The 17,902-nt window shown below is 71.1% G+C and carries 14 protein-coding genes; 9 read left to right on the plus strand and 5 right to left on the minus strand.

The window, feature by feature from the left end:
* The first annotated feature begins 431 nt into the window (after positions 1 to 431).
* The gene (locus tag ACFYR3_RS15440) at positions 432 to 2,678 is read left to right on the plus strand and encodes an RICIN domain-containing protein (protein ID WP_389283292.1); all 2,247 of its coding nucleotides are present in this window, start codon (positions 432 to 434) and stop codon (positions 2,676 to 2,678) included.
* A gap of 22 nt (positions 2,679 to 2,700) precedes the next feature.
* A complete protein-coding gene (locus ACFYR3_RS15445) occupies positions 2,701 to 3,993 on the plus strand; it encodes a ThuA domain-containing protein (protein ID WP_356780914.1) in 1,293 nt (430 codons plus the stop codon).
* An 84-nt stretch (positions 3,994 to 4,077) separates the two neighbouring features.
* Here the strand turns inward: ACFYR3_RS15445 and ACFYR3_RS15450 are convergent, their stop codons facing one another.
* Both ACFYR3_RS15450 and ACFYR3_RS15455 read right to left on the minus strand, forming a co-directional pair.
* Positions 4,078 to 4,881, minus strand: a complete 804-nt coding sequence (locus ACFYR3_RS15450; protein ID WP_389283330.1) for a DUF1206 domain-containing protein — start codon at positions 4,879 to 4,881, stop codon at positions 4,078 to 4,080.
* Positions 4,882 to 4,910: 29 nt separating this feature from the next.
* Complete coding sequence (locus tag ACFYR3_RS15455; protein ID WP_355840407.1) at positions 4,911 to 5,327, minus strand: hypothetical protein; 417 nt, start codon at positions 5,325 to 5,327, stop codon at positions 4,911 to 4,913.
* A 191-nt stretch (positions 5,328 to 5,518) separates the two neighbouring features.
* Here ACFYR3_RS15455 and ACFYR3_RS15460 point away from each other — a divergent pair, with 191 nt between their 5' ends.
* The 6 genes from ACFYR3_RS15460 (at position 5,519) to ACFYR3_RS15485 (ending at position 11,938) form a co-directional block, all read left to right on the plus strand.
* The gene (locus tag ACFYR3_RS15460; protein WP_355840408.1) at positions 5,519 to 6,442 is read left to right on the plus strand and encodes a MurR/RpiR family transcriptional regulator; all 924 of its coding nucleotides are present in this window, start codon (positions 5,519 to 5,521) and stop codon (positions 6,440 to 6,442) included.
* Positions 6,443 to 6,950: 508 nt separating this feature from the next.
* Entirely contained in the window at positions 6,951 to 7,334 is a 384-nt protein-coding gene (locus ACFYR3_RS15465) for a hypothetical protein (protein ID WP_261706304.1), read from the plus strand.
* A 49-nt stretch (positions 7,335 to 7,383) separates the two neighbouring features.
* Positions 7,384 to 8,286: an MBL fold metallo-hydrolase gene (locus ACFYR3_RS15470; RefSeq protein ID WP_389283294.1), complete on the plus strand. Its 903-nt coding sequence runs from the start codon at positions 7,384 to 7,386 to the stop codon at positions 8,284 to 8,286.
* Between the two features lie 118 nt (positions 8,287 to 8,404).
* On the plus strand, positions 8,405 to 8,761 hold the full coding sequence (locus ACFYR3_RS15475; protein WP_355840410.1) for a YkvA family protein: 357 nt from the start codon (positions 8,405 to 8,407) through the stop codon (positions 8,759 to 8,761).
* A gap of 89 nt (positions 8,762 to 8,850) precedes the next feature.
* Positions 8,851 to 10,422: a CAP domain-containing protein gene (locus ACFYR3_RS15480; protein ID WP_389283297.1), complete on the plus strand. Its 1,572-nt coding sequence runs from the start codon at positions 8,851 to 8,853 to the stop codon at positions 10,420 to 10,422.
* Positions 10,423 to 10,681: 259 nt separating this feature from the next.
* Positions 10,682 to 11,938, plus strand: coding sequence for a serine hydrolase domain-containing protein (locus ACFYR3_RS15485; protein WP_389283299.1), 1,257 nt, complete (start codon positions 10,682 to 10,684; stop codon positions 11,936 to 11,938).
* Between the two features lie 26 nt (positions 11,939 to 11,964).
* Here ACFYR3_RS15485 and ACFYR3_RS15490 read toward each other — a convergent pair whose 3' ends face one another.
* Together ACFYR3_RS15490 and ACFYR3_RS15495 are read right to left on the minus strand one after the other, a co-directional pair.
* Positions 11,965 to 14,310, minus strand: coding sequence for a glycosyl hydrolase family 65 protein (locus ACFYR3_RS15490; RefSeq protein ID WP_355840413.1), 2,346 nt, complete (start codon positions 14,308 to 14,310; stop codon positions 11,965 to 11,967).
* Positions 14,307 to 15,047 (minus strand): beta-phosphoglucomutase family hydrolase, encoded by a 741-nt coding sequence (locus tag ACFYR3_RS15495; RefSeq protein WP_355840414.1) that lies wholly within the window; start codon positions 15,045 to 15,047, stop codon positions 14,307 to 14,309. Before ACFYR3_RS15495 ends, ACFYR3_RS15490 begins: the two co-directional genes overlap by 4 nt.
* A 176-nt stretch (positions 15,048 to 15,223) precedes the next feature.
* On the opposite strand from ACFYR3_RS15495, the gene ACFYR3_RS15500 reads away from it, so the two are divergent.
* Positions 15,224 to 15,952, plus strand: coding sequence for a nucleoside/nucleotide kinase family protein (locus tag ACFYR3_RS15500; protein WP_389283301.1), 729 nt, complete (start codon positions 15,224 to 15,226; stop codon positions 15,950 to 15,952).
* On the opposite strand, the gene ACFYR3_RS15505 is transcribed toward ACFYR3_RS15500, so the two are convergent.
* Complete coding sequence (locus tag ACFYR3_RS15505; RefSeq protein ID WP_389283303.1) at positions 15,939 to 17,771, minus strand: hypothetical protein; 1,833 nt, start codon at positions 17,769 to 17,771, stop codon at positions 15,939 to 15,941. The two genes, ACFYR3_RS15500 and ACFYR3_RS15505, sit on opposite strands and share 14 nt — an antisense overlap.
* Positions 17,772 to 17,902 lie beyond the last annotated feature (131 nt).

Raw genomic sequence — 17,902 nt, forward strand, 5'->3', positions numbered from 1 at the left:
TGCCCTGAGATGCGGGTGAGGAGGGTGTGGTTCGCCGCCCTGTCACCACCTTGTAAGAAACCCCACACCTGGGACGCCGTTCCGGAGCCCGCAGGTGACCGGGATTCAAGAATTGAACCGCGATCCACCGGGACGAAGCGCGCACGTCGTCGCGAGCCCTTCGCGGCCGCGCGGCCGGCCGGCGGTTCAGCACTTCGACAGCAGGTCCCACTTCACCGAACCTGTGAACACCCCTGGCGTAGCACCGAGTTCAGGGCCCACCTGTTGACAGGATGTTCAACTCCTTGCGCCCGCAGCCGATTTCAAAGGGTTCTTTGTTTCATATCTTGACGTCTTTGGTGCAGACCTTTAGGTTCACCGATCACCACGACTCCATGAATGCATTCGATGTTCACGGACATGAACCCCCCACCAGTTCAGGAGTGTCCCCCATGTCCAGATTCCCCCTGCCCGGATCCGGAAGAGAGTCCGGGCGCCACCGAACGGCCAGGCTGCTGACGGTGACCGCGCTCGTGGCGACGACGGTGTCGGGCCTGACCGTCGCCTCGCAGAACGCCGCCGCCCAGAACGACACGGTCACGCAGGCAGCCGCCGTGCCGACCGGCTGGGCCACCGTCGTCAACGCGGACAACGGCAAGTGCGTCGACGCCCGCGCCGCCGCAACGGCGAACGGCACGGCGGTCCAGCAGTACGCCTGCAACAGCAGCCAGGCCCAGCAGTGGCAGTTCGCCGCCACGTCGAGCGGGTACTCCCAGGTCGACAACCGGGCCGACGCCACCAAGGCCTGGGACATCACCGACGTCTCGACCGCCGACAACGCGCTGGTGCAGTTGTGGGCGTACGGCGGCGGCACCAACCAGCAGTGGCAGGCCGTGGCGGAGGCCGGCGGCGCCTACCACTTCGTGAACCGCAACAGCGGCAAGTGCCTCGACGTGCCGAGCGCCTCCACCGCCGACAGCGTGCAGCTCCAGCAGTACACCTGCAACGGCACCGCGGCCCAGTCCTTCTATGTCAACGCGGTGGACACCCAACAGCCGCCGGGGACACCGGACCTGGGCCCGAACGTGACCGTCTTCGACCCGTCGACCCCGGCCGCGACCATCCAGAGCAGCCTCGACTCGGCGTTCTCCCAGCAGGAGACCAACCAGTTCGGCACCGCGCGCAAGGCCTTCCTCTTCAAGCCCGGCACCTACAGCGCCAACGCGAACGTCGGCTTCTACACCCAGGTCGCGGGTCTCGGCCTGTCCCCCGACGACGTCAACATCCAGGGCGCGGTGCACGCCGAGGCGGACTGGTTCCAGGGCAACGCGACCCAGAACTTCTGGCGTTCGGCGGAGAACCTGTCGGTGACCCCCACGTCCGGCTCCGACCGGTGGGCGGTGTCGCAGGCGGCCCCCTACCGGCGGATGCATCTGCGCGGCAACCTGGCGCTGGACGACGGCGGCTGGTCCAGCGGCGGCTACATGGCCGACACGAAGATCGACGGTCAGGTCAACTCCGGTTCGCAGCAGCAGTGGCTGTCACGGAACACCGAGTGGTCGAACTGGACCGGCTCCAACTGGAACATGGTGTTCGTCGGCGCGAAGAACGCCCCCGCGAACAGCTTCCCGAGCCCGCCGTACACCACGGTGGACCAGACGCCGGTCTCGCGTGAGAAGCCCTTCCTGTACGTCGACCCGGCGGGCGCCTGGAAGGTGTTCGTACCGTCCGTACGCACCAACTCGACGGGCACGAGCTGGAGTTCGGGAACGCCCGCGGGCACGTCCCTGCCGCTCTCCGACTTCTTCATCGTGAAGCCGGGCGCGACCGCGGCGCAGCTGAACGACGCGCTGGCCCAGGGCAAGAACCTGCTGGTGACGCCCGGCGTCTACCACCTCGACCAGACGCTCAAGGTCACCCGGGCCGACACCGTGGTACTGGGCCTCGGTCTCGCCACGCTCGTCCCCGACAACGGCATCACCGCGATGACGGTCGCCGATGTGAACGGCGTCCAGCTCGCCGGGCTGCTGATCGACGCGGGCACCACCAACTCCGCGCAGCTGCTGGAGATGGGCCCGAGCGGCTCCTCGGCCGACCACGGCGCCGACCCGAGCTCCCTGCACGACGTGTTCTTCCGCATCGGCGGCGCGGGCGTCGGCAAGGCCACCACCAGCCTGACCATCAACAGCGACGACGTCATCGGCGACCACCTGTGGCTGTGGCGCGCGGACCACGGCAGCGGGGTCGGCTGGACCAGCAACACCGCCGACACCGGGCTCGTCGTGAACGGCGACGACGTGACCATGTACGGCCTGTTCGTCGAGCACTACCAGAAGTACCAGACCGTCTGGAACGGCAACGGCGGCCGCACGTACTTCTACCAGAACGAGATGCCGTACGACCCGCCCAACCAGGCGGCGTGGATGAACGGTTCGACGCAGGGCTACGCCGCCTACAAGGTCGCCGCCTCCGTGACGAGCCATCAGGTCTACGGCTTCGGCAGCTACTGCTACTTCAACGTCAACTCCGCGGTCGCCGCCGAGCACGCCATCGAGGCGCCCGTCAACGCGAACGTGCGCTTCAAGGACATGGTGACCGTCTCGCTGGGCGGCACGGGCACCATCCGGCACGTCGTCAACGACCGGGGCGGTCCGTCCAACTCCTCGACCAACGTCGCCGACCTCGTCAGCTACCCCTGACACGTACGGGAAGGAGAGTCCGATGCGCATCAGCGAATCCGGTCCGGCGCGCGGTGTCCTGCGGGTCCTCGTCCTGCTGGCGACCCTGCTCGGCCTCGCGGCGCCGCCCGCCGCGCACGCGAGCGACACGGCGGCCCCGTTCAAGGTGCTCGCCCTCTACAACGGCACCTGGGACGCGGCCCACATCAGCTTCGTCCACGAGGCGAACGACTGGTTCCCGAAGCAGGCCGCGGCGAACGGCTTCACCTACACGGCAAGCAACAACTGGGACCTGCTCAGCAACGGAGGCGTGAACGCGTACCAAGTCGTCCTGTTCCTCGACGACCTGCCGCAGACCGCGGCCCAACGCTCCGGTTTCGAGCAGTACATGCGCGGTGGCGGCGGCTGGCTGGGCTTCCATGTCTCCGCCTTCACCACCGACGCGCAGAGCTGGTCCTGGTATCACAACCAGTTCCTCGGCAGCGGTGACTTCAAGTCCAACACCTGGGGGCCGACCACGGCCGTCCTGAAGGTCGAGGACCGGACGCATCCCTCCACCGCCAACCTGCCCGCGACCTTCACCTCGTCGGTCAGCGAGTGGTACAGCTGGTCCAACGACCTGCGGCAGAACCCGGACATCAGGATTCTCGCCTCGATCGACCCGAGCAGCTTCCCGCTCGGCACGGACCCCAACCAGACCTGGAACAGCGGCTACTACCCGATTCTGTGGACCAACTCGAAGTACCGGATGCTTTACGCGAACTTCGGCCACAACGCGATGGACTACGCGACGAACACCACGCTGTCGTCGACGTTCGCCAGCGCGACACAGAACCGGTTCCTGCTGGACGGGCTCAAGTGGCTCGGCGGGGCGGACACATCGGTGCCACCAGCGGACCCGATCTCCGAGACCACCTGGTACTCACTGGCCAACTCCGGCAACGGCACCTGCGTGGACGCCCGTTCGGCCGGCACGGCGAACGGGACCGCGATCCAGCAGTACGCGTGCAACGGCACGCAGGCACAGCAGTTTGAGTTCCGCTCGACGGACAGCGGCTACACGCGGATCACGCTCCGCCCGAATCCGCAGCAGGTCGTCGACGTCACCGACCGCTCGACTGCCGACAACGCACCGTTGCAGCTGTGGAGTTGGTCTAGCGGCCAGAACCAGCAGTGGCAGCCGGTGAAGGAGAGCACCGGGCGTTACCACTTCACCGCCCGGCACAGCGGCAAGTGTCTGAGCGCGGCGGCTTCCGCGACGAACAGCGTGCAGCTCACCCAGCGCACCTGTGACGGCTCGGCCACGCAGAGCTTCGCACTCACCGCGCAGCCCTGACCGGCCCATGCCATGCCCACCAAGGGTGCCCCCGTCGCGTGCGTGCGGCGGGGGCACCCTCGCATGGGAAGCGCCCCGGCGGCTTCACACCTTCCGCCATCGCGCCATCGCGAAGGAGAACAGACCGAACAGGACCAGTCCCGCGGCGACGCAGGCCAGCAGCCAGGGACCCGCCGGGGTTCCCGCGAAGGACCGCAGCGTGCCGTCCATCCCCTTGGCCTGGTCGGGTTGGTAGTCCACGGCGGCCCGGACCGCGAAGGCGCCCGCCGCGGCGAACACCACGCCACGCGCGGCCCCGCCGCCCACGCCCGCCGTGTCGACCGCCCTGCGGACCCGTCGCGACATCTCACCGAGCTTCAGGTGCTTGTGATACTTGCGCATGACGGCCCGCACGGCGATCCAGACGCCCGCCACGACCAGTCCCGCGCCGGCCATGCCGACGATCCACTGGCCACCGGGCATACCGAGCGCCTTGGCCGTGACGTCGCGAGACTGCCGGTCGCCCGAACCGCTGCCGCGCGAGCCGGCGGCGAAGGCCAGCACGGAGTAGGCGACGAACCCGTAGAACACGCACCGCGCGGCCGACATCAGTCGCTTGCCCGCCGCGCCGCCGTCCTGCCCGGCCGCACCGAACAGCGCCTCGGACAGCCGCCACAACGCCATGCCGACGAGCCCGGCACCGAGGGCCCACAGCAGGGCCGCGCCGAACGGCTTGGAGGCGATCTCCTCCAGGGCCCCGCCCCGGTCCGCCTGCCGCCCGCCGCTGTCGCCGAAGGCGATGCGCAGGGCCAGCACGCCGACCAGGGCGTAGATCACCCCTCGCGCGGCCAGTCCCGCGCGGGCCGCGCCTTCCCGCGCCGATCCGGTCGCCGCGCGGCGGGCGCCCATCTCTCCGCCGCGCGCCGCCGTCCCGGCGTTCACCCGGACCGTGTCTCGTGCGCCGTACTCGAATCCAGCCGCAGCTTCATCTGAACCTCCTGGTCACCGGCCTCCGTGCCCAGCTCGTGCACGGTGAAGGCGGCACCGAGGGCCTCGCGCAGACGCTGTGTCGCGCGGGGACCACCCTGTGCCTCCACAGTCGGCTGCCCCGAAAGTTCCACGACAGGCCCGGCACCTCCTCCCGCTCCTCCGGCTCCTCCGGATTCACCGGCCGTGTCGAACAGCGCGGTCCACACCGTCGGTCTGCCGCTCGCGGACTCGTGGGGCTCGTCCGCGCTCTCCCGGTCCGCGGTGAAGCGGCCGGACAGGACGGCGAGCACGCTCTTGGCATCAACGGCGGAACAGTCCCCGAGCATCACGTGAACCGTTGACGCGGGCAGTTGTTGCACGCTCATGAAAACCCTCTCCCTCGCGCCGGCGTACAGGCACGCGCGCCCGCGAACGAGCACGTCGTGGTGCCTGTGCGAGTACCCCGCGATCCCGCGCGAAACGAGGAACCGACGCATTGCTTGCGCCAATACCGGCCCAGGTCAGAAGGGTCCGTGAGCTATGTTGAGTTCTCGTGGGACATGAAGGAGGCGCACCGGTGCCATCGCCGCAGCAGGCACGCGCCCAGGCATCCGCGATCACCTCGGGAAAGACGGCTCCCGAGGCGGGCGCCGCACCCACGTCCCAGCTCAGGGAACTGTTCGACGGCCCCCGGCTCTCCCCGGGCCAGCGGCGCATCGCCCACTACCTGATCGAGCACATCACCGAGGCGGCGTTCCTGTCGATCACCGACCTCGCCGAGCGGGTGGGCGTGAGCCAGCCCTCCGTGACCCGCTTCGCGGCGGCGGTGGGGTTCAGCGGTTACCCCGCGCTGCGGGAGAGCCTCCAGGCCATCGCGCTCAGCACCCTCGGCAGCACACCGGGAACCCCGGCCGAGGTCACGAGCAACGAACTCCAGGCCGCGGTGGACGCCGAGATCGAGAACCTCGAGAACCTGCGGCGGGACTTCGCCGACCCCGACCAGATCATCCGCGTCGGCCGGGCCATGTCGGAGTCGGCGCCGCTGACGGTTCTCGGACTGCGGATCTCCGTCTCGCTGGCCGAGTACTTCGCGTACGCCGCCCGCCGTATCCACCCGGACGTGCGGGTGGTGACGCGCGGCGGCTCGGTCGCCTACGACGCGCTGCTCCAGTCGCGCGAGGCGGGCGGCACCTGGGTCCTGGCCTTCGGGATGCCCCGGCACGCCCAGGAGACGCTCACGGCCATGCGGGTCGCGCGCAGCGCGGGCCTCCAGGTGGCCCTGATCACCGACCTCGGGCTCGGCCCGCTGGCCGACGAGGCCGACGTCACCTTCGCCACCGGCACCGGCTCCCGCCTCGTCTTCGACTCCTACGCGGCGCCCGTGGTGCTGTCGGCGGCGCTGCTCCAGGCCATGACCGACGCCGATCCGGAGCGCACCCAGGCCCGCCTGGAGGAGTACGAGCAGGTCGCCGAGCAGCACCAGTTCTTCCTGCGGGACTGACCCCCGGCAGCACGCCGAGGACGGGCTCACGCGGCGGCGCGGGCCCCCTCAGCACACGGGCCGCCTCACCACACGGGCCGCCCCGCGGCACGGGCCGCCCCACGGCACGAGCCACCCCACGGCACGAGCCACCCCACGGCACGAGCCACCCCACGGCACGAGCCACCCCGCGGCACCTGCGGCCACGGCGCGAACCACCTCACGGCACCCGCCGACCCCCCTCTCCCGTACCGGCTGTCACCACGGCATCACGGGATCATTCACATCAAAGCACGCATGAATGTTTTCATGCCCTTGCGCATCCGGAGGTATATATAAATACTTCTTTCGGATCGTGCCCCGGATGCTTCCAGGTCACGACCCATGACCACCCGGGGCCGTCCGCTCCTACCCGCATCGGGTCCCGGGTGTTCGAGCGGGTCTCGCCTGCGAGACCCGTGGTGGCGGCCCCGGTCATCCCCTATGCCGGGGCCGCCCCAGAGTCCCCCGCCGACGTAACCCGGAAGCGATGAACATGGCCCTGACGTATTCACCGATCACCTCGGACTGGCCGTGCCAGGTCAAGACCCCCGGCAGCTTCGACTGGGAGCGATCGGCGGTGAAATGGCTGCGCGAGCTGGTGCCGAGCCGCTACGCGAGCTATCCCGTCCTGCACAAGCACCCCGTCCTGCTCGCCCGCCACGCGCACCTCCAGGTGCAGCAGGAGATACGGGTCGCCCGCACGGCACTGCAGACCGCCCGCTCCGAGCTGCCCGGCCTCGGGCTGCAGGAGGGGGTCATCGAGCACACCATCAAGCTCTATGCCGCCGAGGTCATGCAGCTCCAGCACATCGCCCGGAGCATCCGTACGGTGTCCCAGGCGCTGGTGGACCACGCCCACCCGCGAAACTGAGGTCCCGGGTCCTGCCATGGCCCGGCAGGACCGAGCCCGAGGAGACAGCGTGGACACTGCTGGGCAGCAGACCGACGGCGCCCGTGGAAGCGACGATTCCGCACCTGCCGCACCTCTCGACGTGCGGTGGATCCACGGCTCGCCCTCGGCCAAGCACAACACGGATCCGGACATCCAGGTCCACGCCTACGACGAGCACACGGTGATCCTTCGCCAGAACATGGCGATCGACTACGAAGCGCCCTTCATGTTCCTGCTGTTCGGGACGGCGCGGGCCGTGCTGATCGACACGGGCGCCACGGCCTCGGCCGACCACTTCCCCCTGCGTCGCGTCGTCGACGAGGTGATGAAGTCCTGGCTGGCCGGGCATCCCCGGGACGACTACGGGCTGCTGGTGCTGCACACCCACGCGCACGGCGACCACATCGCGGGGGACGGCCAGTTCACGGGCCGTCCCGGCACCGAGGTCGTGGACGCCGCGCTCGACAGCGCCTGGGACTTCTTCGGCTTCCGGGACGATCCCGACGCCGTCGCCCGGGTCGATCTCGGCGACCGGGTGCTGGAATGTCTGGCCACGCCGGGGCACCACGAGGCCGCGGTGACGTTCTTCGACCCCTGGACCGGGTTCCTGCTCACGGGCGACACGGTCTACCCGGGGCGCCTCTACGTCGAGGACTGGCCCGCCTTCACCCGCACCGTCGACCGCCTGATCGACTTCTGCGGGCGCCGCCCCGTCACCCACGTTCTCGGCTGCCACATCGAGATGACCCGGGAACCGGGGCGTGACTACCCCGTGCGCACCACCTACCAGCCCGACGAGCCGCCCCTGCAGATGACCACGGATCAACTGCGGGACATCCGCCGGGCCATCGAGTCCGTCGGCCCGCGACCCGGCCGGCATGCCTTCGACGACTTCGTCATCTGCTGCCAGGACACACCCGGCGAGGGCTGACCCGTACGCACCCTTGTCCCGGAACGCGGGCACGGATGGGGGTACCCGGGGCGGTAGCCTGGGCGCGAGCGGGCACACGGAAGGGAAGCACACCCCGACGAGATCTCTGGACGGACGCATGGATTCGACCGCATGGACCCTGGTCCTCATCGTCGCCGTCCTCGGAGCCGCCGCGCTCGCGGGGGCGCTAGTGCTCCTGCGCCGCCTCGTACGCACCCGTCGTGATCTGCGGCTGGCCGGACTGCCGACCGGACCCCGCTGGGTGTTCTGGGGCGCCGTCATCTATCTGGTGCTGCCGACCGACCTGCTGCCCGACCCGATCTACCTGGACGACATCGGCGTCATGCTGCTCGCCCTGCGCTCGCTGCGCGCCGCCGCACCCGCCGTGTCATCGCTCCGGCCGCCGGCCGCCCCCGGCGACCTCCGGGCCATGCCCGGCACGCGGCCGACCGCGCGCAGGTCGCGGGAACCCTAGGGCACGGGTGGTCCGTTGAGCGGTCGACGGCCCGTGCTCCGGGCCCGATGGCGCGGCGGGCACGGATCATCACATCGACGGGCGGCGGCATGAGCGAGCTGGTTCCCGGGGGCAACACGCCCCTGCCGGACGGGGTCCTGACCCTCAGGGTGCCGGGCCCCTTCGACGTGTCCGCGCTGATCACCGACGACGGCGGCAAGGTGCGCGGCGACGGCGACTTCGTCTTCTACAACCAGCCGGCCGCGCCCGGCGCCCGTCTCGACGGCGACCGGCTCACCATCGATCCGGCGCGGCTGAGGCCCGGGGCGACCCGCGTCACCGTCGTCGTCAGCCCCGCCGACCCCGCGACTCCGCTGGGCCGGCTGCCCTCCCCCACCGTGCAGGTCACAGCGTCGGACGGCCGCGCCCTCGCCCGGTTCACCCCGCCCCGGCCACAGCGCGAGACCGTGCTGCTCCTCGCCGAGCTGTACCGACGCGGCACAGCCTGGAAACTCCGTGCCCTCGGGCAGGGGTACGCGGACGGACTGGCGGGCGTCGCGCGGGATTTCGGGGTCGACGTCACCGAGGACACCACGCCGCGGGGGGCGACGCCGAACGCGGCACCGAACACCGCACCGGGCGCGGTGCGGGGAGCGACACCGGGTGGCCGGCCCCCGACGAGGCGGGGCACGGAGCCGGGCGCCGGGCCGGGCGCCGGGCGATTCTCCGCACCCTGGGCCGGACAAGACTCCGCACCCCGAGCCGGACAGGCCTCCGCACCCGGGGCCGGGCGATTCTCCGCACCCGGGGCCGGGCAGACCTCCGCTCCGGGCGCCGGGCGCCTCGTGACTGCGGGCGGCGGCCAGGTGAGGGGCGGACTCATGGGGACGCCGGATGGCGGGCCCGACCCGGACGGATTCCTGGGACCGGTGAACTCCGCGCGCGCCTCCGCCGGTTCCCCGCCCGTCCGCCTCGATGCCCGATTGACGGCTGCGGCACGGGACCACGCCGGTGCCATGGCGGCCCGCGGTCTGCTCAGTTCGGAGAGCCCGGACGGCATCTCCGTCTACCAGCGCGTCATCGCGGCCGGTTACCCCTACCTGACCATCGGCGAGCATCTGGTCTCCGGCCCACGCACCCCGCGCGAGTTCGTCGAGTACTCCCTCTCCTCCGAGCAGTCCCGGCGCACGCTGTGCGATCCCGCGTTCGACCAGGCAGGACTGGCGTGCGTCCCCGACGCCCGCTCGGGCGACCTGTACTGGACGGCGCTGTGGGCCCGGCCGTTCAGCGCGGCGGGCCTGCAGCGGACGGCACGCGAGGTCATCGCGCTCACCAACACCGAGCGGGCCTCGGCCGGCCTGCCGCCCCTCGCCGCCGACGCGACGCTCACCACGGCGGCCCAGGCCCACAGCGCCGACATGGTGGCCCGTGACTTCTACGCGCACGAATCCCCCGACGGCAGCCGGCCCTGGGACCGGGCCGCCGCGGCGGGCTGCACCCGCCGCTCCATCGGCGAGAACATCGCCTGCGGGCAGCGCTCCCCCGCCGAGGTGGTCCGCGGCTGGATGGACAGTCCCGGCCATCGCGCCAACATCCTCAAGCGCGACTTCACCCACATAGGCATCGGCCTCGCCGGCGGCAGCCGGGCGGGCACGTACTGGACTCAGCTCTTCGGCGGCTGACCCGGCGTCACCTCCTGCCCGCCGTCTCCCACAGCCCGTGTGAACGGGCGCCTGTCCGGACAGGCGCCCGTCTGATGCGGCGCCCCGCGCGGCGCCTTTCCGCCAATTCGCCGATTCCCCTTCACCGTTTGCGCTTCATCCCCGGGCAATGCAACCCGCGCGCCTCTTCAGCGCGTACAGATGGTGCCGACGTCCGCATCCGCGGCGCGGTTCGAGCCGGGACGTCGAACCGGCAGACGGCACTCGGGAGATGAATCAGATGGTCTCAGCAACGGTGGGTACGGGCACGGCGCTGGGCGCGGTCGTGGTGTCCCTGCTGGCGGCCCCGGCGCAGGCCGCGACGCCGACGGGCACGAATCACGCCGGCACCGAACGGGCCGCGGTGGCCGCCGCCGCGGCGCCCGACGACGCGGGGCTGCGCGCGATCCTGCGTACGGCGCGCAGCCAGGGAGCACCCGGCGCGATGGCGAGAATCGACGACAACGGCACGGTGCACCGGCTGGTCGAGGGGGTCGCCGACCGGGCCACCGGACGGACCATCAGCACGAACGACCGGTTCCGCGTCGGCAGCGTCACCAAGTCGTTCTCCGCCGTGGTGCTGCTCCAGTTGGTCGACGAGGGCAGGCTGAAGCTCGACAAGTCGGTCAACAGCTATCTGCCGGGTCTCCTCCCCGACAGCAGGATCACCGTCCGGCACGTACTGAGCCACCGCAGTGGTCTGTACGACTACACCAACGACATGTTCGCCCGGACGGTCCCCGGCTTCGAAGCCGTCCGCAACAAGGTGTTCAGCTACCGCGACCTGGTGAAGCTGTCGCTGAAGAATCCGCGCACCAACGCGCCGGGCGCCGCCTACTCGTACTCGAACACCAACTTCGTCGTGGCCGGCATGCTGATCGAGAAGCTGACCGGGCACAGCGTCGGCACCGAGTACCAGAAGCGCATCTTCACCCCGCTGAACCTCACGAACACCTTCTACGTCCATCCCGGCACCGCGATCCCGGGCCGCCACGCCAACGGCTATCTCAACCCCGACACGGCGGGAGCGGCCCTGGTGGACTCGACCAAGCAGACCGCCTCGTGGGCGCAGAGCGCGGGCGCGATCATCTCCACGCCGCACGACCTCGACGCCTTCTTCTCCGCACTGCTGCGCGGCAAGCTCGTCTCCGCCGCCCAGCTCACCCAGATGACGAAGTGGACGCGGGTCAACAGCAACACGTCCTACGGTCTCGGACTGCGCCGCCGCGATCTGTCGTGCGGGATCTCGGTGTACGGGCACACCGGCACCGTGCAGGGCTACTACACGTACGCCTTCACCACGAAGGACGGCAAACGCAGCCTGACCGCGCTGGCCAACACCTCCAACAACATCACCGTGCTCAACACCATGTACCGCACACTGGAGTCCGCGTTCTGCGGCAAGCCCGCGACCACGGCCGCCGCACGGGTCGCCGCACCCGACGCGGCGCCCCTGGAGCGGCACGAGGACATCGCACCCGCCATCACCCGCGACTGACGCGCCGGCGGCCCCCGCGCTGCGTCTCACCCCTGAGAGTTCGGCCGCCGGTGCCGCGGCTGGTCCGGGGCGGGGCGCAGCCTCGGCGCCGGAATGGGCAGGCTGTGCGGCTTGTCGGCGTCGACCGTGAAGGGTTCGCGGTAGTGGTGGATCTCCAGGGGGCCACCGGTCGCGAGCGTGTACGTGGCCACGTCCTGCTCGATCTCCACGCGCAGTCGGCGGCCGAGGACCTCCAGGGAGAAGGCTAGACGGCTGAACCGCTCCGGCAGCCGGGGCGCGAACTCCAGGGTGTCCCCGTGGTGGCGCAGGCCGCCGAAGCCCGCCACCAGGGCCATCCAGGTCCCGGCGAGCGAGGCGATGTGCAGGCCGTCGCGGGTGTTGTGCTCCAGGTCCTCCAGATCCATCAGCGCGGCCTCGACCAAGTAGTCGTAGGCGAGGCCCGGATGGCCGGTCTCGGCGGCGATCACGGCCTGGCAGCAGGCCGACAGGGAGGAGTCGCGGACGGTGAGGGGCTCGTAGTAGGCGAAGTTGCGGGCCTTGTGCTCCTCGTCGAAGAAGGGGCTGCACTTGTACATGGCGAGCACCAGGTCGGCCTGCTTGACGACCTGTTTGCGGTAGATGTCGAAGTAGGGGAAGTGCAGCATCAGCGGGTACTGGTCGGCGCGGGTGGTGGTGAAGTCCCAGCGCTGGTATCGGGTGAACCCGGCATTCTGCTCGTGGACGCCGAGTTCGTGGTTGTAGGGGATGTGCATGGCGTCGGCGGCGTCGCGCCATGCCGCGCTCTCCTCCTCGTCGACGCCTAGTTCCGCGGCCCGCCGGGGGTGCCGCTCGACGGCGTCCGCGGCGGCCAGCAGGTTCGCGCGGGCCATCAGGTTGGTGTAAGTGTTGTCGTCGGCGACGGCGCTGTACTCGTCGGGCCCCGTCACCCCGTCTATGTGGAACCTTCCCTGATGGTCGTGGTGTCCCAGGGAGCGCCACAGCCGGGCCGTCTCGGTCAACAGCTCGACGCCGGTGTCGCGTTCGAAGTGCGCGTCGCCCGTGGCTGCGGTGTAGCGGACGACGGCGTCGGCGATGTCGGCGTTCACATGGAACGCGGCGGTGCCGGCCGGCCAGTACGCCGAGCCCTCCGAGCCCGCTATGGTCCGCCACGGGAACGCGGCGCCCCGCAGGCCGAGTTGGACCGCCCGCTCACGTGCGGCAGGAAGGGTGTTCTGGCGCCAGCGCAGCGCCTCGGCGACGGCACCGGGCGAGGTGTAGGTGAGCAGCGGCAGGACGAAGGTCTCGGTGTCCCAGAAGGCGTGGCCGTCGTAGCCGGAGCCGGTCAGGCCCTTGGCGGGGATGGCGCGCTGTTCGGCGCGGGCACCGGCCTGGAGAACGTGGAACAGCGCGAAGCGGACGGCCTGCTGGATCTCCTCGTCGCCTCCTATCTCGACGTCGGAGCGGGCCCAGAAGTCGTCGAGATAGCTGCGTTGCTCGTCGACGAGCTGCTGCCAGCCGCCGTGCTGGGCGGCGGCGAGCGCCGCGTCGACCTGGTCGCGCAGAGCGGGCAGGGACCGGTTGCCCGACCAGCCGTAGGAGACGACTTTCTCCAGCCGCAGTGTCTGGCCCGGCTCCAGCACGGAGGTCACGGTCAGGCGGGCGACGTCGTCGCTGCTCTCGCTGCTCATGGTGGTCCGGTCGGGTCCCCTGACCGCGTGGTCGGCGGCCGCGGCGACCCGCAGTGCGCTGTTCCGGGTGCGGTGCACGAGCCGCAGCCGGCGGCCCGCCGCGTAGTGCTCCTCCGCCACCAGCGGCGCGTCCAGGGCGATCGCCGCCCGTGGATCGCCGGTGCGGCCGGGCAGTTGCTCGTTGGTCACCAGCTCCGACTGGACGACGACGCGGGTACGGCTGTCGACGGGCTCCACCTCGTAGGCGACGGCCGCGATCGCCCGCTGGGTGAAGGAGACGAGCCGGGTGGAGCGCACCCGGACCGTGGAGCCGGCCGGTGAGGTCCACTCGCAGGTGCGGGTGAGCAGCCCGGTGCGCAGGTCGAGGACGCGCTCGTGGGAACGCAGTCGTCCGTAGCGCAGGTCGAACGGTTCGTCGTCCACGAGCAGCCGGATGAGTTTTCCGTTGGTGACGTTGATGACCGTCTGCCCGGACTCCGGGTAGCCGTAGCCCGCCTCCGCGTAGGGCAGCGGATGCGTTTCGTGGACGCCGCCCAGGTAGGAGCCGGGCAGGCCGTGGGGTTCGCCCTCGTCGAGGTTGCCGCGCCAGCCGACATGGCCGTTGGCGAGGGCGAACACGGACTCGCTCTGCGGCAGCAGCCCGAGGTGCAGCTCGCTCTCGCGCATGGCCCACGGTTCGACTCCGTACGACGAATGGGTGATCACGCGCGCTCCCCCAGTTCCGCCAGATCCCGTACGACGATGTCGGCGCCGTGGGCACGCAGGGCGGCGCCCTGGCCGACACGGTCCACACCGACGACGTACCCGAAGTGGCCCGAGCGGCCCGCGTCCATGCCGGCGAGCGCGTCCTCGAAGACGGCCGCCTCGGACGGCTCGACCCCGAGGTCCTTCGCCGCGGCCAGGAAGGTGTCGGGGCGCGGCTTGCCCGGCAGCCGCCGTTCGGTGGCGACGACACCGTCGATGCGCACGTCGAAGAGGGACTCCGCCCCCACCGAGCGCAGGACGTCCCGGCAGTTGGCGCTGGAGGAGACGACCGCGGTCCGCAGGCCGTGCGCCCGGACGGCCTCGATATAGCGCAGGGTGCCGTCGTAGGCCTCGACTCCGTCCGTGCGGATCATGTCGAGGAGCAGCTCGTTCTTGCGGTTGCCCAGGCCGTGGACGGTCGCGCGGTCCGGTGGGTCGTCGGGTGTTCCGTCGGGGAGTTCGATGCCGCGCGAGGCGAGGAAGGAACGGACGCCGTCGGCGCGTGGCAGCCCGTCGACGTACGCGGCGTAGTCGTCGGCGTCGTCGAAGGGACGGAATCCGTCGCCGTCGCGGCCGCGCAGGAAGTCGTCGAACGTCCGCTTCCAGGCGGCCGCGTGGACCACGGCGGTCTTGGTGATGACCCCGTCGAGGTCGAAGAGGCAGGCCAGGATCTGTTTCGGCAGGCCGAGCTCAGTCATACTCGCAGTCTGCCCCCGGGAACCGACTCCAGCGGGTGGCGAGCGCCACATCGCCGTGCGCCGGGTTTCCGTCGTGCTGCGATCGCCCCCCTCCGGCACAGGACTTCCCCCGCGTCCCGCGTCGTCGATACTGGGCGCATGGAAATCGCTGTCCTCGCGCCCCGGCCCGGGCTCGTATGACCGAGGCGGGTCCGACCTTCGACGACCTGGTGGAGCGGGCCGCCGCGCTCGTACGTCCCGGCCGACGCGCCCTCCTCGGCATCGCCGGCAGCCCCGGGGCGGGCAAGACGACGCTTGCCGAGCGTCTGGTCCGGCGGCTCGACGAGGACGGGCCCTTCCGCGTCGCCCACGTGCCGATGGACGGGTTCCATCTCGCGGACGCCGAGCTGGACCGGCTGGGGCGCCGTGACCGGAAGGGGGCTCCGGACACGTTCGACGCGGCGGGGTTCGCGGCGCTGCTGCGCAGGCTCCGCGAGGACGAGGAGGATCTCGTCTACGCGCCCGGCTTCGAGCGGGTCCTCGAACAGCCTCTGGCCGGAGCGCTTCCGATTCCGCGGGCCGCCCGTCTGATCGTCACCGAGGGGAACTACCTGCTGCTGCCCGAGGACGGGTGGACGCGAGCCCGCGCGCAGCTCGACGAGGTCTGGTTCTGCGAGCTCGACGAGGCCGACCGCATCCGGCGGCTGGTCGCACGCCACGAGCAGTTCGGGAAGGATCACGACACGGCGACGGCGTGGGTGCTCGGAACGGATCAGCGCAACGCGGAGCTGGTCTCCGCGACCCGGGACCGCGCCGACCTGGTGGTCGGGGCGGCGGTCGTCGGGTCGGGGGTCGTGGGGTCGGGGGTCGTGGGGTCGGGGGTCACCGGAGACGCGGTCACGGGGCCGGCGGTCACCGAGGGCTGATCTCCAGCTCGGGTTCCCCGTGGGCATCACCCGCGGGATCGCCGATCCGCGCGGTGAACGCCTCGGTGCGGACGGTCAGTTGGGCCGACGTGCCCGCGAACGTGGGGGCATAGGGGCCTCCGGGTCCGTACCGGACGGCGAAGACGTGCAGGTCGTCCGGGGCGCCGGGCGCGGGGTCCGCTTCGAGGGCCGTGGAGGAGACGAGGTGGCGCCAGCCCTCGTCCGGGTTGCCGTAGACGCGCGGGTCGGCGGCGAGCGCGAAGGCCGCCTGCTCCTGCGTGGAATCCGACCGGGCGTCGAAGTGGTCCACGCCGTCGGCCCGCGGGTGTGTCAGGCGCAGGGCGGCGGCGGACATCACCTCGGCCTCGGCTGTTCTGCGCACCCGCTCGCCGTCGTCCACGGCGTACGGCAGCCCGGCGAGCAGATAGGGACTGCCCGGAAGGCGTTCCACGGCGACCGTCAGCCACAGGCCTGTGCCGTCGGTGACGTACAGGGACCGGACGTGGCGCAGGACGTGGTCGCGGCCGACGACCGGCTTGGTGACCAGCTTGCCGGTCAGCGGGCCGGTGCGCAGATCACGGACGCGGACCTCGCCCAGGGGACGGCAGTACAGAAAGCCGTCGACGACCGGGCCGAAGCCGTGCTGCCGGTGCACCGCGGCGGGCAGGCAGTAGGTGCCGGCGGCCTCGACCAGGGCGGGCGTCATCCGGTCGTCGAAGGCCACCGAGACGCGGCCCGCCCGGAGTTGGTGCCGTACCGGGTCCTTCGAGGGGAGGCGGTGCCAGCGTGTGCCGTCCTGGATCTGCCAGACCAGCATGAACGCGAAGTGGCCGTCGACGCCGCCGTCGCGGTGGACCGCGTGCCGGCCCCAGCGGGTGTCGCCGCGGTAGCGGCCGAGGTCGGCGCCGACGCGCCGGCCGAAGTAGCGCAGGCCGAGGACGGCCTCGAAGCCGCAGTGCTGCTCGCTGTACCGGGGGCCACCGACGTCGAACCCGCCGACGGTCAGCCGCGCGTCGATGTACCGGGCGAGCACCTCCCCGTCCTCGGCGAAGACGTCCTCGCCGCTGATCCGGTGGGCCTGGGCGAGAAAGGACAGGGAGATGGGCCCGTAGTTGTTGTCGTACGCGCCGCCGTGCTCGGGTGGCAGCAGAGCGCCCCGGTCGCGCACACGGCGGGCGCGGATCTCCTCCAGGTACAGCCGCATGGCGCACGCGCGGACCGACGCGGCGTCCGGGGCGGGGAGTTGCCGCGCGAGCGTCAGGCCGCCGACGACACAGCCGATCGCCTGGTTGCCTGCTTCCTGCGGGTTGAAGAAGGTCACCTCGGTCAGCCATCGCCAGTAGCCGTGGGCCAACTCGACCAGTTCGCGGTGCTGTTCGGCATCGAGGATGCCGTCCCCGGCGTCCAGGACGTTCAGGGCCTGGAGCAGCGCCCACACCGTGCTGGGCCAGTCGCCGAGCGGGTGCGCGCCCGCCTTGAGTACGTAACGGGCGTACGGTTCACCGGAGTTGCGGCGGCGCAGATTCGGATAGCCGGGGTTGTCCTCGGTGTGGACGCGCTCGCGCAGGTGGAAGGCGAGGCTGCGGCGGACGGCTTCCGGCAGGCGGGGGTCCTTCGTGCGCTGCCAGGCGAGGGCCAGCAGGGAGGTGATCCCGAGCGAGGTGTCGCCGATGTCGTCGCCGGCGGCGGGGTGTTCGAGGTTTCCCTCGGGGGCGAGGCGGGCGAGGGCCTCCTCGGCGACGGCGCCGAGGACGGCGTCGTAGGCGGCCGGATCGTCGGGGAGATCGTGCAACGGGCCCCGCTGGTAGGGAAGATGCACCTCACGATCAGCCCCTCGTGCCGGAGGTCGCCATGTCCTCGGTCAGGGTCGCGCGGAGGCCGGGTGGGCAGATGAGCGCGAGCGGGAGCGCGCGCGTCGGCCCGACGAACATCACGGTGTCCGCGAGAGGG

Source organism: Streptomyces sp. NPDC005784 (assembly GCF_042871525.1).
Taxonomy (GTDB): Bacteria; Actinomycetota; Actinomycetes; order Streptomycetales; family Streptomycetaceae; genus Streptomyces.